Consider the following 14,278-nt stretch of genomic DNA (forward strand, 5'->3'; position numbering starts at 1 on the left):
AAAAGAGCCCCGTATCGGCGCGAGCGTTGGACAGAGCGGAGGTTGATCAGCGGTACACCAGCAGCGTGCCCCGTGCGAATGACGCCAGGTGCTCCCCGCAGCGAAATAAAGGAGGAGCGAAGCGGGGGACATTCGCGGAGGGGAGCTCCTGGTGTCATTCGCACTCGCCCTGAATGAACCCGAATCCGAACCCGCCTTGAACAACAGCAACGCCGGAAACACAAGCAGCCAGCAAACACCACTCACCCCGGGAGCGCCAAAACCATGACGATCAAAGACTTCGCCTACGACCATCCCGACCGCGACGTCGCGGCCTTCAAGCGCGCGGTGGCCAACAAGCTGATCTACGCGGTCGGCAAGGACCCGGTCGCGGCCAGCCAGGACGACTGGCTCAACGCCACCTCGCAGGCCGTGCGCGACCAGCTGGTCGAGCGCTGGATGATGACCACGCGCGCCAACTACGCGCAGGACCTGAAGCGCGTCTACTACCTCTCGATGGAGTTCCTGATCGGGCGCACCTTCACCAATGCGCTGCTGGCCGTGGACCTGTTCGACACCGTGCGCGAGGCGCTGGCCGACTTCGGTGTCGACATGTCGGCACTGGCCGAGCGCGAGCCCGACGCGGCGCTGGGCAATGGTGGCCTGGGCCGGCTCGCTGCGTGTTTTCTCGACTCGATGGCCACGCTCGGCGTGCCCGGCATGGGCTACGGCATCCGCTACGAATACGGCATGTTCCGCCAGCGCATCGTCGATGGCCAGCAGGTCGAAACACCCGACTACTGGCTCACGCGCGGCAACCCGTGGGAATTCCAGCGGCCCGAGGTCAACTACCGCGTGCGCTTCGGCGGTCATGTGCAAAAGCGCGAAGGCATCAATGCGCCGTACGGCGCGGCCGACTGGGTCGACACGCACGACGTGCTGGCCGTGGCCTACGACACCATCATCCCGGGCTACGGCACGCAGGCCACCAACACGCTGCGGCTGTGGTCGGCGCGCGCCACCGAAGAAATCGACCTGTCGGCCTTCAACCGCGGCAACTACATGGGCGCGGTGGAAAGCAAGAACCAGTCGGAGAACGTCTCGCGCGTGCTTTACCCCGACGACTCGACGCCATCAGGTCGCGAGTTGCGGCTGCACCAGGAGTATTTTTTCTGCAGCGCGAGCGTGCAGGACCTGCTGCGCCGCTACCTGCGCAACCACAAGACCTTCGACCAGCTCTCGGAAAAAGTCAGCATTCACCTGAACGACACGCACCCGGTGCTCGCTGTGCCCGAACTCATGCGCCTGCTGCTCGACGAGCACGGCCTCGATTGGGACACCGCGTGGGCGCACACACAGAAGGTGTTCAGCTACACCAACCACACGCTGATGCACGAGGCGCTGGAGACCTGGCCGGTCGAGATGCTGGGCCGCATATTGCCGCGGCACCTGCAGATCATCTACGACATGAACGCGAAGTTTCTGGCCACGGTGACGCAGAAGGTCGGCAACGACGTCGAGCTGATGCGCCGGCTGTCGCTGGTCGATGAAGCGGGCGAGCGGCGCGTGCGCATGGCCTATGTGGCGGTGCTGGCGAGCCATTCGATCAACGGCGTGTCGGGGCTGCATTCGGAGCTGATGAAGCAGTCGATCTTTGTCGACTTCGACAAGATCTTTCCCGAGCGCTTCAACAACAAGACCAACGGCGTGACGCCGCGCCGCTGGCTGGCGCAGGCCAACCCGCCACTGGCCGCGCTGCTCGACCAGCGCATCGGCAAGGGCTGGCGGCGCGACCTGTCGCAGCTCGAAGCGCTCAGGCCGATGGCGGCGCAGCCAGCCTTTGTGCGCGCGTTTCGCCATGCCAAGCGCGAGAACAAATTGCGGCTGGCCAACTGGGTCGAGCAGCACCTGAAGATCGACATCGACACGGATGCGATGTTCGACGTGCAGGTCAAGCGCATCCACGAATACAAGCGGCAACTGCTCAACGTGCTGCATGTGGTGGCGCGGTATCACCGCATCCTCGATGCGCAGGCTGCCGGCACGCCGATCGACATCGTGCCGCGCGTGGTGGTGTTCGCGGGCAAGGCCGCTTCGGCCTACGCCATGGCCAAGCTGGTGATCCGGCTCATCAACGACGTGGCGAGCACCATCAACGCCGACGCGCGCGTGGGCAAGCTGCTGAAGGTGGTGTTCCTGCCGAACTACAGCGTGAGCCTGGCCGAAGTCATCATGCCGGCGGCCGACCTGTCGGAGCAGATTTCCACCGCGGGCACGGAGGCCTCGGGCACCGGCAACATGAAGTTCGCGCTGAATGGCGCGCTCACCATCGGCACGCTGGACGGCGCCAATGTGGAGATGCGCGAGAACGTCGGGCCGGAGAACATCTTCATCTTCGGCAACACGACGCCGGAGGTAGCGGACATTCGCGCGCGGGGCTACCAGCCGCGCGACATCTACGAAGAGAACGCGGAACTCAAGCGCGTGCTCGATACGATCCGCGACGGCGCGTTCTCGGCGGGCGAACCCGCGCGCTACCAGGGCATCTACGACGCGCTGGTGAACTGGGGCGATCACTATCTGCTGCTGGCGGATTACGCGAGCTATGTCGCGAAGCAGGCCGAGGTGGATGCGCTGTACCGCGACTCGGATGCCTGGACGCGGATGGCTGTGCTGAACGTGGCGGGGATGGGGGCGTTTTCTTCGGACCGCACGATTGCGCAGTACGCGCATGAGATCTGGCACACCAAGCCGGTTGTGCTCGCCTGAGTCTTCGGCGTTGAGTCTTCGGCATTTCTCCCTCCCCTCCCGGGGGAGGGCCGGGGTGGGGGCAAGCAGCGCTCACCAGGGGCGCTCTGCCCGCCCCCATCCCAACCTTCCCCCAGCGGGGGAAGGAGCAAGACAAGACAGTGTCAGCGCGGCTTTTGCTGCGCCGCTTCGGCCTCTGTCACGAACCCGATACGGCTCAGGCCGGCCTTGTTCGCGATCCCCATCAGCGTGACCACCTTGCCGTAGGGCACGGTCTGGTCGGCGCGCAATTGCACCTCGGTGTCCTTGCTGTCGGCGGCGGCCTTCTCAAGCCGCGTCGCCAGTTCCTCATCCGTCACGGCCTGGTCGTTGAGGAAGACCTTGCCCGAAGCATCGACGGAAAGGCTCACGAACTTCGGCGCGTCATTCGGCTGCCCCGCATCGGTCTGCGGCAAATCGAGCTTGATCGAGCTGGCCATCAGCGGCGCGGTGATGATGAAAATCACCAGCAGCACCAGCATCACGTCGACCAGCGGCGTGACGTTGATGTCGGACAGCGGCCGCTGCGCGCCCGCGCCCATCGCACGCCCGCCGCCGCCAGCGCTGCTGCCCAGGGAAGTGCGACCGAAGGCCATGGTCGGGCTCAGACCGGCATCGGCCGCGCGGGTGGCGGTGCGGCGGGCTTCGGAGCTTCGCCGAAGCTGCCGAGCAGGTCATGCGCGAAGCCTTCGAGTTCGGCTTCGATGCGGCCGATGACACGGCCGAACACGTTGTAGGCCAGCACGGCCGGAATGGCGACCGCCAGGCCGAAGGCCGTCATGACCAGCGCCTCGCCGACCGGCCCGGCCACCTTGTCGATGGTGAAGCCGCCGGTCTGCCCCGCGATGCCCGACAGCGCGCCATAGATGCCCCAGACCGTGCCGAGCAGGCCGACGAAAGGCGCGGTGGCGCCGACCGTGGCAAGAAGGATCTGCCCCGCCTGCAGGCGCCGCAGCGCACCGTGCAAGGCGTCGCGCAGAACACGGGTGAGTTGCTGGTTGCGATCGCCCGTGGCGCCCAGCGTGCCGCCTGTCGAAACGGTGGCCGCGCTCTTGATGGCGGACACGGTGGGCGAGACGAGCATCGCGCGGTCGAAGGCCTTGAGCTTCTGCTCGGCATCGGCCAGCGTGGACGACTGCCAGAACGCGGCAATGCTGCGCAGCACGTCGCGCGTGCCGCCGCGCAGCAGCCAGGCCTTCCAGAGGATCACGACCCAGCTCGCGATCGACATCGCCAGCAGCAGCGCCGCCACCGCGCGGCTGACGCCGTCACCATGCGTCAGCAGTTCCAGCACGCTCATCGGCGGTCCTTTTTATCGGCGGATCAGCGCAGGCCGAGCACGTCGAACATGTCGAACAGGCCCGCTTTCTGGCCGCCCAGGAAATGCACGGCGCGCAGGGCGCCCTGCGCGTAGGTGACGCGGCTCGACGACTTGTGGGTGATCTCGATGCGCTCGCCGATGCCGGCGAACAGCACGGTGTGGTCGCCCACGATGTCGCCGCCGCGGATGGCCGAGAAGCCGATGGTCGAGGGGTCGCGCTCGCCCGTGATGCCTTCGCGGGCGTAGACGGCGCATTCCTTCAGGTCGCGGCCCAATGCGTCGGCGATCACTTCGCCCATCTTGAGCGCGGTGCCCGAAGGCGCATCGACCTTGAAACGGTGGTGCGCCTCGATGATCTCGATGTCGTAGCCGGTGGCCATCGCCTTGGCCGCCATCTCGAGCAGCTTGAGGGTGACGTTGACGCCCACGCTCATGTTGGGCGCCATCATGATGGCGATGTCTTTGGCGATCTCGGCGATCTCGGCTTTTTGCGCATCGCTGAAGCCGGTGGTGCCGATCACGGCCTGCACACCCAGTTCGCGGCAGACCGCGAGGTGCGCGAGCGTGCCTTCGGGGCGGGTGAAGTCGATGAGCACCTGCGCGTCTTTCAGGCCGGTGCGCAGATCGGAGACGATGGGCACGCCGCTGTCGAAACCCAGGAAGGCGCCGGCATCGGTGCCCAGGGCCGGGTTGCCGGCGATGTCGAGCGCGCCGGCGAGGCGGCAGTCCGGCGCATTGCGCACGGCCTCGATCAGCATGTGGCCCATGCGGCCCGAAGCCCCGGCGATCGCGACGCGGCGCGATGCGGGGACGGAAGGAGAAGAAGAGGAAGAAGAAATGGATTCAGTCACGCGGGTTCAGTCTTCAGAATGGCCATGAGGCCACTGGCATTCATGGACACGGGACGGACGCCGCCTGACTCGGCGGGCGCCGCCCGCTGCTGGTGCGCTCAGCGCGTGGCTTCGAGCGGGGGGTAGGCTGCGGGCAACGGCGGCAGGCTGGCGGAAGCGGCGGCATCGGCCTTGTTGCTCTTGTCGTCCTTGGCCGGTGCGTATTTCTTCAGATCGTCTTCGGACGCTTCAAGCGGCGGCACCTTGCCGGTTTTCTTGCGGGTGTCGAGCGTGGCGACGAAGTCTTCTTCGCTGGGCATTTCGTCGCCCTCGAAGCGGTCCATCAGTTCGCCGTTGAAGAACACGGTCAGGTGGCGTTCTTGCGGCTCGACGCCCTGGCGGCGGATGGTGAAGACGTAGTCCCAGCGGTTGGCGTGGAACACGTCGCTCAGCAGCGAGGTGCCGAGAACTTCACGCACCTGCTGGCGGGACATGCCGGGCTTGAGCGCCGCGACCTGTTCCTTCGACACGAAATTGCCCTGCACCACTTCAACTTTGTAAGGGGTGATGGCCGAAAGCGCGCCACGCGTGCGATCGCTGAAACTGCTGCAGGCACCCAGGAAGAGCGTCGCGGTGACGGCAGCAACCAGCAGCCAGGGACGGCGTTGGAGAATGGCAGGCATGGGAGGAAAAGGGGGTAGCGATATGATCGGCCATTGTAGCGGCTGGCCTTTTTCAGGGCCTTTGCCGCAGCCCAGGGCGCAGGAACCAACATGGCCAATATCGACGAACTCAAGAATACCGGCCTGAAGGCCACATTGCCACGCCTGAAGATTCTCGAAATCTTCCAGACCGGCAGCCAGCGGCACATGACGGCCGAAGACGTGTTTCGCGTGCTGCTCAACGAACATTCCGACATCGGCCTTGCCACCGTTTACCGCGTGCTCACGCAATTCGAGCAAGCCGGCATCCTGGAGCGCAGCCACTTCGAAAGCGGCAAGGCGGTCTACGAGCTGAATGAAGGCACGCACCACGACCACCTGATCTGCACCTCGTGCGGCAAGGTGGAGGAGTTCTACGACGCCGAGATCGAGCGCCGCCAGCAGATGATTGCCAAGGACAAGGGCTGGATCCTGCAGGACCACGCCATGTCGCTCTACGGCCTTTGCGGCGACTGCGTCAAGAAGCGCTGAGCCACCACAGGCAGAAAAGACGGACGGCGTCAGTCGCCGCCGTCGCGCCCGTTTTCCATGGCCTTGTGGTGGCGCGCCACGAAGTCCGCATAGGTGTCGATGCCGCGCAACTGCAAGATCGAGTTGCGCACGGCCGCCTCGACCAGCACGGCGATATTGCGCCCCGCCACCACCTGGATGATGACCTTGCGCACGGGGATGCCCAGCACGTCCTGCGTGAGCGGCGCTGAAGGCATGCGCTCGTAGTCGCGCTCGAAGCTGTCGCGCCGCACGAGGTGCACGATGAGCTTCAGGCGCATCTTCCGGCGCACCGCCGTCTCACCGAAGATCGCGCGGATGTCCAGCAGGCCGATGCCGCGCACTTCCAGCAGGTTCAGCAGCAGATCGGGGCAGCGCCCTTCGATCGTGTTCTGGTTGATGCGGTAAAGATCGACCGCGTCGTCGGCCACGAGGCCGTTGCCGCGCGAGATCAGCTCCAGGCCCAGCTCGCTCTTGCCCAGGCCCGACTCGCCCGTGATCATCACGCCCATGCCCAGGATGTCCATGAACACGCCGTGCATCGAGGTGCGCTCGGCGAAGTGCTTGGACAGGTAGGCGCGCAGCAGGTCGATCACGAAGGCCGACGACTCGCGCGTGGCAAACAGCGGCAGTTGCGCGCGCTCGCAGATCGACAGCAGCTCGTCGGGCGCGGCCTGGCCGTCGGCCAGCACCAGCATCGGCGGCTCCAGCGTGACGATGCGGGCGATGCGGCGGGCGCAGTCTTCCGGGCTGCCGCGCGTCAGGTAGGCCACTTCGCGCGCGCCCAGGATCTGCACGCGGTACGGGTGGATGTAATTGAGGTAACCGACCAGGTCGGCAGCCGACTGCGCGCGGCTGATGACTTCGGGGTCGAACTGGCGCTCCGAGGCACCGAGCCCTGCGAGCCATTCCCAGCGGAGCGACCCACGGAACTCCTCGAACATGGCATCGGCGCTGATGACGGTCGGCTTCATGCGTTCAGGAGACGGCACTCACGCGCCGGCATTTTCTTGTGATGGACGAAGGCAGCAACGCAGCTTAGCAGCAGCTGCGAGTGCCGACGCATGCGCTCAGGCGACTTGGGTGGATTGCCAGCCGGCGATGAGGCCGTGCAAGGCGGCCGCGTCGGTGCTGGACTTGATCTGCTCGCGCAGGCTGGCATCGCTCAGCAGCTCGGCGATTTCAGAGAGGATTTCGAGGTGCTTCTGCGTGGCCGCTTCGGGCACCAGCAGGAAGATCAGCAGTGCCACGGGCTGTTCGTCCGGGGCGTCGAAGCCGATCGGATTGGCCAGCTGGAACACGGCGGCCATTGGTGCCTTCAGGCCCTTGATGCGGCCATGCGGAATGGCGACACCGTGGCCCAGACCGGTGGAGCCGAGGCGCTCGCGCGCAAACAGGCTGTCGGTGATGAGGGCACGGCCCAGGCCGTGAAGGCTTTCGAACAGCAGGCCGGCTTCTTCAAAAGCACGTTTTTTGCTGGTGGCGTCAACGCTCACGAGCACTTGAGCGGGCGGCAGGATGGACGCGAGGCGATTCATGGTGGGTGCAGAGCGGGCGCGATTATGCACCCGCTTGGTAAAAACCCCCAGTCCCTCTACCTACTTTTTGTCTACATGTTGCCCAGAGGCCTCGTACGCCTCGAAGGGGCTTGCAAAGCCCCAGCACAACAGTCGGAAAACAAAAAGCCGCCCGAAGGCGGCTTGTGGCGTGAGCCCCGAAGGCTCCTACATCAGGCGCTTGGGTGCCGCGTGATGGTGGTCTTGCAGGCGGTCCTTGTGGCGCACGACCTGGCGGTCGAGCTTGTCGACCAGTTCATCGACCGCAGCGTAGAGATCAGCGTGGCTCGACTCCGCGAACATGTCATTGCCCTTGACGTGGATGTTGCATTCCGCCCTTTGGCGGCGTTCCTTTTCCTTCTGCTTTTCCACCGTGAGGATCACCTTCACATCGACCACCTGGTCGAAGTGCCGTGTGATCCGGTCCAGCTTGCTCGTGACGTAGGTGCGCAAGGCAGGGGTGACGTCGAGGTGATGACCGCTGATCGTCAAATTCATGAATGACCTCCTGGAATTGACGGTTGGGGAAATGACCGCGCTTCGGAATGAAGCGTGGCCGGCGAAACAGTGAGTCGGGGGAGAGGGAGAAGAAGAGAGGGGGAAAGAAGAGGAAAGAGGGGTCGGTCAATTCACTATGCCCAAGCTGTCACGGTATTGCAATACCCGAGTTGCCCGGGGGTGCTGGGCGCGCAAAACGCCGCATGATCCGCTATTCAATCCATAGCGGACAACGTCAGCAGGGCAACCGCTTCGGCGCTTTGAAAGCAAGTGTTTGCGCCGGCGCGCGTCGGTGACCATGCCGCCCGAAGGGCCGGCTCGCTCAGCGCCAGGCGGCGCGCATGCGGTTGCGCAGGTCGATCACGGCGGCCGGCGGCGGCACCGCCGGGGGCAGCACCGGTGCAGGCGGCCAGGTCTGCTGCTCGAAGCCGGCAAGGTCGGCGTCCGGAATGAAGCGCGTGCGGTTCGCATACAGGTGCCGGTCGCCGCGCGCCGCCTGCTGCGGAATGTGGAAGCGCTGCGGCACCAGCAGGTGCAGGTGGTCGCGCGCCCGCGTCATCGCCACATAGAGCAGCCGGCGCTCTTCCTCCAGTTCGTGCGCGCCCTGCGCCACGTCGGCCGGCATGCAGCCGTCGACCACATTGAGCACATGCACCGAATTCCATTCCTGCCCCTTGGCCGAATGGATGGTCGAGAGGATCAGGAAGTCTTCATCGAGCAGCGGCGGCCCGGGGCGGTCGCTGGTGGCTTCGGGCGGATCGAGCGTGAGTTCGGTGAGAAAGCTCTCGCGCGAGCCATAGCCCGCGGCAAGCCGCGCAAGCTGCTCGACGTCGGCACGGCGCACGCCGGAGGTGTCTTCGTACAGCCGCTCCAGATGCGGCTGGTACCAGTCCATCGCCAGTTCCACATCGGCCGGCCATGCCAGTGAAGGCGCTCGCAGCGCGGCATAAGCCTTGGCAAAGTCGTCCCACTGTGCGCGTGCTGCAGACGGCGGCACGAAATCGCGCACGGCGGCCACGGGGTCGGCCGCCTGGTCCATCGCATCGAGCAGCCGCGTGCCGGTGACTGGCCCGATGCCCGGTATCAACTGCGTCACGCGAAAGCCCGCCATGCGCCCGCGCGGGTTCTGGGCAAAGCGCAGCACCGCAAGCAGGTCTTTCACATGCGAGGCCTCCAGGAACTTGAGGCCGCCGTACTTCACGAACGGGATGTTGCGCCGCGCCAGTTCGAGTTCGAGCCCCGCGCTGTGCGACGAGGTGCGAAACAGCACCGCCTGCGACTTGAGCGCCAGCCCGCCCTCGCGATGCGCCAGCACCTTGTCGGCCACCCAGCGCGCCTGCCCGGCATCGTCGGCCACGAGCACCAGCAGCGGCTTGCCGGCCGAGGGCCTGTCGGTCCAGAGCGTCTTGGCGTGCCGCTCGGCCGCATGCGCGATCACGCGGTTCGACACATCGAGGATCGGCTGGGTCGAGCGGTAGTTGCGCTCCAGCGTGACCACGCGCGCCGCCTGCGTGAACTGCGAGGGAAAGTCGAGGATGTTGCGCACCGTCGCGCCGCGAAACGAATAGATCGACTGCGCGTCGTCGCCCACCACCGTCACGCCGCGCCCGTCAGGCTTGAGCGCCAGCAGGATCGAGGCCTGCAGCAGGTTGGTGTCCTGGTACTCGTCGACCAGCACATGGTCGAAGCGCGCGCCGATTTGCGCGGCCAGCGCGGGCTCGGCGACCATCTCGGCCCAGTAGAGCAGCAGGTCGTCGTAGTCGAGCACGTTCTGCTGCTGCTTGGCCTCCACGTAGCCACCGAACAGCTTCTTGAGTTCGGCCTCCCATTCGTCGCACCAGGGAAAGGATTCCTTCAGCACCTGGGCCAGCGGCGCGCGCGTGTTGACGCAGCGCGAGTAGATCGACAGGCAGGTGCCCTTGCGCGGGAAGCGATTGACGGTGGCAGACAGGCCCAGCTCGTGCCGCACCAGTCCCATCAGGTCTTCGGCGTCGCCCCGGTCGTGGATGGTGAAGTTCTCGTCCAGCCCGATCTGCGGTGCGTACTCGCGCAGCAGCCGCGCGCCGATGCCGTGGAAGGTGCCGGCCCATGGCAGCGCAGGCGGCACCGCCGACTGCAGGCCGAGCACGCGCGCCAGCACCTGTCCCGCACGGCGCCCCATTTCCTGCGCGGCACGGCGCGAGAAGGTCAGCAGCAACAGGCGTTGCGGATCGACGCCACCCGCGATCAGGTGCGCCACCCGGTGCGCCAGCGTGCTGGTCTTGCCGGAACCAGCGCCGGCAATCACGAGCAGCGGGCGATGGTCGCCGCCGACGGCTGCGCCCACGCCATGCTCGACCGCCGCGCGCTGCGCTTCGTTGAGCGTTGCCAACGCCGCGGCAAGACGTTCGGACTGGCTCGTCGCGGCAACGGAAAAAACAGGGGGCGCAGCGGTCTGCATGGACACGACTTTACTGTATGCCCGTCCAGTCCCATCACCCTGCTGCCTGATGGCCAGTGACATAATCGCGCCTCGCTGCAACTGGAGACTCTCCCCTATGGAAACCGCCCCGTCTCGGCAGCTTTCAACTCCCTTTCACACGGCCTGATCGCTCACGTCGGGCCCGGGAATTGAAAGCGCCCCTCCCTCGCCCATCGTTCAGTCATCCCCGGGAGTGAGCCCATGCTCAATATCTTTACGCTCGCCAACGGCCGCCTCGTTCAGGAAGAGATCGAGGCACTCGAAGAGCTCTCCAAGTTCCAGCCGATCTGGGTCGACCTCGAATCGCCCACGCTCGAAGAAAAGCGCTGGATCAAGCAGTACTACGGCCTGTCCATTCCCGAAGACGCGATGGACGAGGACATCGAGGAGTCGGCCCGCTTCTACGAAGAAGACAACGGCGAGCTGCACATTCGCTCCGACTTCCTGATCGACGACGACGAGAACCCGCGCACGGTGCGCGTCGCCTTCATTCTCAACCAGCACAACACCGACCTGCGCAGCCGCGGCGTGCTGTTCTCGATCCACGACGAAGACGTGCCCGTGTTCCGCCTGCTGCGCATGCGCGCACGCCGCGCGCCGGGGCTGATCGAAGACGCCAAGGAAGTGATGCTCAAGCTGTTCGACGCGGACGCCGAATACTCGGCCGACACGCTGGAGAACATCTACGACGAACTCGAAGTGGCCGGCAAGAAAGTGCTCTCGGGCAACGTCACCGACGAGCTGGCCGGCGAGGTGCTCGGCCTCATCGCGCGGCAGGAAGACTTGAACGGCCGCATCCGCCGCAATGTGATGGACACGCGCCGCGCGGTCAGCTTCATGATGCGCAGCAAGATGCTCAACGCCGAGCAGTTCGAAGAGGCGCGGCAGATCCTGCGCGACATCGAATCGCTGGACAACCACACGGCCTTCCTGTTCGACAAGATCAACTTCCTGATGGATGCGACCGTCGGTTTCATCAACATCAACCAGAACAAGACCATCAAGATCTTCTCGGTGGCCAGCGTGGCGCTGCTGCCGCCCACGCTGATCGCCAGCATCTACGGCATGAACTTCAAGTTCATGCCCGAGCTGGACTGGTCCATGGGCTATCCATACGCCCTCGTGCTGATGGCGGCGAGCGCGCTGGGGCCGATGTGGTATTTCCGCCGGCGCGGCTGGCTCAAGTAGCCGCTTTTATGGCGGGCAGCGTGGCCAGCCACGCGCCGACCAGGGCGAGGCTGTAGCGGCTCGCCACCTCCACCACGAAGCGCGCGAAGTCGCCATGCGCGGCATCGTCGGCGCGGTCCGAGATCGTGCGCATCGCGGCGAAGGGCACGCCGTAGTCGTGGCACACCTGTGCCATTGCCGCGCCCTCCATCTCGACGGCGAGCGCATCGGGCAGATCGCGCTGCAAGGCCGCGCTCTCCGCCGTGGTCGATACGAAGCGGTCACCGCTCACCAGCAGGCCACGGTGCACTTTGGGCTGCTGAAGATCGAATTCGTCGACGGCTTGCTGGCCGACCAAGGCCACCGGGTCGCGCAGCACATCGGCCGCCACGGCCGACAGCGCGTTGCCGATGGCCGCGTCGGCCGGAAAGCGCGCCATGCCCATCAGCGGCACCTCGTGCCTGGGGAACAGCGGCGAGGCGTCCATGTCGTGCTGCAGCAGTTCGGTGGCAACGACCACGTCGCCGACGTTCACGCCCGGCGCCAGTCCACCCGCCACGCCGGTGAACACGATCGCGCGCACGCCGAAGCGCTCCAGCAGCACCGTGGCCGTGACCGCCGCCGCGACCTTGCCGATGCGGGACAGCACGGCGACCACAGGTTGGCCCTGCAGATGGCCCACCCAGAAGTCGCGCCCCGCCACTCGAACACGCTGCTCGTCAGGCATCTGCGCAAGCAGCGCGCTCAGTTCCTCGTGCATGGCCGCCACGATGGCGACCGGTGCGACGCCACTCATGCGGCCACGTCCATCACTTCATGTCCACGCCGTAGAAGGTGTGGCGGCCGAACGGGCTCAGCTTGAAGTCGATCACTTCCTTGCGCACGGGCTTCAATTGCACCGCATGCGCGATGGTGAACCAAGGCGCCTGCTCCTTGAAGATGACTTGCGCCTTCTTGTAGAGCGCGTCGCGGTCGGCCTGCTTCACCGTGCTCTTGGCCTTCACCACGAGGTCTTCATACGGCTGGTAGCAGAACTTCGAGATGTTGCTGCCGCTCGCCGACTTCGCCGAGGCGCAGCCCAGCAGCGTGTAGAGGAAGTTGTCCGGATCGCCGTTGTCGCCGGTCCAACCCAGCATGCCCATCTGGTGCTCGCCGGCTTGCAGGCGCTTGCGGTACTCGCCCCATTCGAAGCTCTTGATCTCGGCCTTGACGTTGATCTTGGCCAGGTCGGCCTGCATCAGCTCGGCGATGCGCTTGGCGTTCGGGTTGTACGGACGCTGCACCGGCATGGCCCACAGGTCGGTCGTGAAGCCGTCGGGGAAGCCGGCCTGCGCCAGCAGCTTCTTGGCGGCTTCGGGGTCGTACGGATCGTCCTTGATCGCGTCGTTGTAGGACCACATGGTCGGCGGGATCGGGTTCTTCGCCGCAACGCCGGTCGTGAGGTACACGCCATCGATGATGGCCTTCTTGTTGATCGCCATGTTGATGGCCTTGCGCACGCGCACGTCGTCGAAGGGCTTCTTCGTCGTGTTGTACGAGAGGTAGCCGACGTTCAGGCCGGGCTGCTCCAGCACCTGCACGTTCGGGTCCTTGCGGATCGCATCGAGGTCGGCCGGGTTCGGGTAGGGCATGACATGGCATTCGCCCTTTTGCAGCTTGGCCCAGCGCACCGACGCATCGGGCGTGATCGCGAACACGAGGTCGTCGATCTTGGCCTTGCCAGCCCAATACTGCGGGAAGGCCTTGAAGCGGATGATCGCGTCCTTCTGGTATTGCACGAGGTAGAAGGGGCCGGTGCCGATCGGGTCCTGGTCGACCTTCTCAGGCGTGCCGGCCTTGAGCATGGCGATGGCGTATTCCTTCGACTGGATGCCCGCGTACTGCATGGCCAGGTTCGCAAGGAACGGCGCCTCGGCCTGGTTCAGCGTGATCTTGACGGTGTAGTCATCGATGCGGTCCACCGACTTCAGCAGCTTGGGCATGCCCATGTCGTTGAAGTACGAGTGGTTCTGGCTCGTGACCTTGAAGAAGGGGTCGCTCTCCTTCCACTGCCGGTCGATCATGAAGATGAAGTCGTCGGCGTTGAAGTCGCGCGTGGGCTTGAAGCTCTTGCTGGTGGTGTGCCACTTCACGCCCTTGCGCAGGTGGAAGGTGTAGACCGTGCCATCGGGCGAGATGTCCCATTTTTCGGCCAGGCCCGGCACGACCTTGGTGCCACCGCGCTCGAACTCGACGATGGTGTTGTAGACCTGCGTGGTCACGTCGAACGAGGTGCCGGTGGTGTTCATGCCCGGATAGAAATTCTCCGGGCTGCCTTCTGCGCAATACACCAGCGTCTTGGCAGACACGACGCCACAGGCCAGGGTAAGGGCCGCAAGCGCTGTCGGTGCCAGAAGCGCCAGCTTTCGTGAGCGGCGCGTAGCGGTGGGCTGGGTCTTCATGGGGACTCCTTGGGACACGGTTGAAAA

At 65.4% G+C, this 14,278-nt stretch carries 13 protein-coding genes; 3 read left to right on the top strand and 10 right to left on the bottom strand.

The features are described 5' to 3' along the window. Positions 1 to 264 precede the first annotated feature (264 nt). Positions 265 to 2,748 (top strand): glycogen/starch/alpha-glucan phosphorylase, encoded by a 2,484-nt coding sequence (locus tag ACSFB7_RS09595; RefSeq protein WP_435469357.1) that lies wholly within the window; start codon positions 265 to 267, stop codon positions 2,746 to 2,748. A 143-nt stretch (positions 2,749 to 2,891) separates the two neighbouring features. Here ACSFB7_RS09595 and ACSFB7_RS09600 read toward each other — a convergent pair whose 3' ends face one another. From ACSFB7_RS09600 to ACSFB7_RS09615, 4 genes are all read right to left on the bottom strand, one after another. Then, on the bottom strand, positions 2,892 to 3,362 hold the full coding sequence (locus ACSFB7_RS09600; RefSeq protein ID WP_435469359.1) for an ExbD/TolR family protein: 471 nt from the start codon (positions 3,360 to 3,362) through the stop codon (positions 2,892 to 2,894). An 8-nt stretch (positions 3,363 to 3,370) separates the two neighbouring features. Continuing rightward, entirely contained in the window at positions 3,371 to 4,066 is a 696-nt protein-coding gene (locus ACSFB7_RS09605; RefSeq protein ID WP_435469361.1) for a MotA/TolQ/ExbB proton channel family protein, read from the bottom strand. Positions 4,067 to 4,089: 23 nt separating this feature from the next. Beyond that, on the bottom strand, positions 4,090 to 4,938 hold the full coding sequence (dapB, locus tag ACSFB7_RS09610) for a 4-hydroxy-tetrahydrodipicolinate reductase (protein WP_435469363.1): 849 nt from the start codon (positions 4,936 to 4,938) through the stop codon (positions 4,090 to 4,092). A gap of 98 nt (positions 4,939 to 5,036) precedes the next feature. Further along, a complete protein-coding gene (locus ACSFB7_RS09615) occupies positions 5,037 to 5,600 on the bottom strand; it encodes an outer membrane protein assembly factor BamE (RefSeq protein WP_435469365.1) in 564 nt (187 codons plus the stop codon). A 90-nt stretch (positions 5,601 to 5,690) separates the two neighbouring features. Here ACSFB7_RS09615 and fur point away from each other — a divergent pair, with 90 nt between their 5' ends. Then, on the top strand, positions 5,691 to 6,110 hold the full coding sequence (gene fur / locus ACSFB7_RS09620; RefSeq protein WP_056584276.1) for a ferric iron uptake transcriptional regulator: 420 nt from the start codon (positions 5,691 to 5,693) through the stop codon (positions 6,108 to 6,110). 29 nt (positions 6,111 to 6,139) lie between these two features. On the opposite strand, the gene hprK is transcribed toward fur, so the two are convergent. The 4 genes from hprK to ACSFB7_RS09640 form a co-directional block, all read right to left on the bottom strand. Then, a complete protein-coding gene (hprK, locus tag ACSFB7_RS09625) occupies positions 6,140 to 7,102 on the bottom strand; it encodes an HPr(Ser) kinase/phosphatase (RefSeq protein WP_435469368.1) in 963 nt (320 codons plus the stop codon). A 96-nt stretch (positions 7,103 to 7,198) separates the two neighbouring features. Then, positions 7,199 to 7,666 carry a PTS sugar transporter subunit IIA gene (locus tag ACSFB7_RS09630; protein ID WP_093127334.1) on the bottom strand — a complete coding sequence of 156 codons (468 nt, stop codon included), beginning with the start codon at positions 7,664 to 7,666 and terminating at the stop codon, positions 7,199 to 7,201. 186 nt (positions 7,667 to 7,852) lie between these two features. Next, complete coding sequence (gene hpf, locus ACSFB7_RS09635) at positions 7,853 to 8,182, bottom strand: ribosome hibernation-promoting factor, HPF/YfiA family (protein WP_081270768.1); 330 nt, start codon at positions 8,180 to 8,182, stop codon at positions 7,853 to 7,855. Between the two features lie 322 nt (positions 8,183 to 8,504). Then, the gene (locus tag ACSFB7_RS09640) at positions 8,505 to 10,622 is read right to left on the bottom strand and encodes an ATP-dependent helicase (RefSeq protein WP_435469967.1); all 2,118 of its coding nucleotides are present in this window, start codon (positions 10,620 to 10,622) and stop codon (positions 8,505 to 8,507) included. Positions 10,623 to 10,844: 222 nt separating this feature from the next. Between ACSFB7_RS09640 and corA the strand changes: the two genes are divergently transcribed. Then, positions 10,845 to 11,831: a magnesium/cobalt transporter CorA gene (gene corA, locus ACSFB7_RS09645; RefSeq protein WP_435469371.1), complete on the top strand. Its 987-nt coding sequence runs from the start codon at positions 10,845 to 10,847 to the stop codon at positions 11,829 to 11,831. On the opposite strand, the gene ACSFB7_RS09650 is transcribed toward corA, so the two are convergent. Beyond that, a complete protein-coding gene (locus ACSFB7_RS09650; RefSeq protein ID WP_435469373.1) occupies positions 11,824 to 12,606 on the bottom strand; it encodes a 5'-methylthioadenosine/adenosylhomocysteine nucleosidase in 783 nt (260 codons plus the stop codon). The two genes, corA and ACSFB7_RS09650, sit on opposite strands and share 8 nt — an antisense overlap. Before the next feature lie 13 nt (positions 12,607 to 12,619). Next, positions 12,620 to 14,251 (bottom strand): ABC transporter substrate-binding protein, encoded by a 1,632-nt coding sequence (locus ACSFB7_RS09655; protein WP_435469375.1) that lies wholly within the window; start codon positions 14,249 to 14,251, stop codon positions 12,620 to 12,622. Positions 14,252 to 14,278: the final 27 nt, after the last annotated feature.

This window comes from Variovorax raffinosi (assembly GCF_051216615.1).
In the GTDB taxonomy this organism is placed as follows: Bacteria; Pseudomonadota; Gammaproteobacteria; order Burkholderiales; family Burkholderiaceae_C; genus Variovorax.

What these genes read in the sequence shown, in the direction of transcription:
- ACSFB7_RS09595 (WP_435469357.1), top strand. Translation starts at nt 265, where the DNA reads ATGACGATCAAAGACTTCGCCTACGACCATCCCGACCGCGACGTCGCG.
- ACSFB7_RS09600 (WP_435469359.1), bottom strand. Translation starts at nt 3,362, where the DNA reads ATGGCCTTCGGTCGCACTTCCCTGGGCAGCAGCGCTGGCGGCGGCGGG.
- ACSFB7_RS09605 (WP_435469361.1), bottom strand. Translation starts at nt 4,066, where the DNA reads ATGAGCGTGCTGGAACTGCTGACGCATGGTGACGGCGTCAGCCGCGCG.
- ACSFB7_RS09615 (WP_435469365.1), bottom strand. Translation starts at nt 5,600, where the DNA reads ATGCCTGCCATTCTCCAACGCCGTCCCTGGCTGCTGGTTGCTGCCGTC.
- fur (WP_056584276.1), top strand. Translation starts at nt 5,691, where the DNA reads ATGGCCAATATCGACGAACTCAAGAATACCGGCCTGAAGGCCACATTG.
- hprK (WP_435469368.1), bottom strand. Translation starts at nt 7,102, where the DNA reads ATGAAGCCGACCGTCATCAGCGCCGATGCCATGTTCGAGGAGTTCCGT.
- ACSFB7_RS09630 (WP_093127334.1), bottom strand. Translation starts at nt 7,666, where the DNA reads ATGAATCGCCTCGCGTCCATCCTGCCGCCCGCTCAAGTGCTCGTGAGC.
- hpf (WP_081270768.1), bottom strand. Translation starts at nt 8,182, where the DNA reads ATGAATTTGACGATCAGCGGTCATCACCTCGACGTCACCCCTGCCTTG.
- ACSFB7_RS09640 (WP_435469967.1), bottom strand. Translation starts at nt 10,622, where the DNA reads ATGCAGACCGCTGCGCCCCCTGTTTTTTCCGTTGCCGCGACGAGCCAG.
- corA (WP_435469371.1), top strand. Translation starts at nt 10,845, where the DNA reads ATGCTCAATATCTTTACGCTCGCCAACGGCCGCCTCGTTCAGGAAGAG.
- ACSFB7_RS09650 (WP_435469373.1), bottom strand. Translation starts at nt 12,606, where the DNA reads ATGAGTGGCGTCGCACCGGTCGCCATCGTGGCGGCCATGCACGAGGAA.
- ACSFB7_RS09655 (WP_435469375.1), bottom strand. Translation starts at nt 14,251, where the DNA reads ATGAAGACCCAGCCCACCGCTACGCGCCGCTCACGAAAGCTGGCGCTT.